Source organism: Pseudomonas sp. zjy_15 (genome assembly GCF_043101865.1).
Taxonomy (GTDB): Bacteria; Pseudomonadota; Gammaproteobacteria; order Pseudomonadales; family Pseudomonadaceae; genus Aquipseudomonas; species Aquipseudomonas putida_Y.
Map to the genome: position 1 here is coordinate 1 of NZ_JBICII010000097.1, position 755 is coordinate 755.

General features: G+C 65.7%; 1 protein-coding gene. It reads left to right on the plus strand.

Features of this window, described 5'->3' with window-relative positions:
* Nucleotides 1-755, plus strand: a 755-nt coding sequence (locus tag ACF8EF_RS17460; protein WP_392461689.1) for an Ig-like domain-containing protein, incomplete at both ends; no start/stop codon positions are given.

The following is a 755-nucleotide window of genomic DNA, read 5'->3' on the forward strand; positions in this document are numbered from 1 at the left end:
GGCGTCGCCGGGGCCGACGGCCTGTTCAGCCTCACCCTGTCGCCTGCTCAGGCCAATGGTGAAGCGCTCGATGTACGTCTGGTGGATGCCGCCGGTAACAGCTCTGCTCCATTGCAATTCGATTCGCCGGACATCACTCCGCCTGAGGCAGTAACCAATATTGCCGTCGGCGCTGATGGCCTGGCCCTGAGCGGTCGCGGCGAACCCGGCGCCACCGTCGAAGTGCGCAATGCCAATGACGCCGTGATCGGCACGGGTGTTGTGGGAGCCAATGGCACCTTCCTGATCGATCTGGATCCAGCCGCGCAGCCAGGCGAGCAGTTGAGCCTGGTGCAAACCGATCCAAGCGGCAATGCTTCCGTGGCTACCGAGTACAACGTACCGCTGACCACCGCGCCCGACAGCCCGAGCAATCTGGTCATCGATGCTGATGGCACTACCCTGACCGGTAACGCACCTGCCGGCACCCGCGTGGAAGTGCATGATGCCAACGGCACACTGATCGGCACTGTGGTGGCTGGTCCCGACGGCAGCTTCACCGTAACCCTCGACCCGGCCCAGGCCAACGGCGAACTGCTGGACGTGGTGGCCATCGATGACGGCGGCGTTTCCTCGCTGCCCGCACAGATCACCGCTCCCGACATCACCGCCCCTGCCGCACCGACCGAATTGGTGATCAATACCGACGGCAGCGTGGTCACCGGCCGCGCCGAGCCGGGCAGCACCGTACGCGTGCTGGCCGCCGACGGCACCAC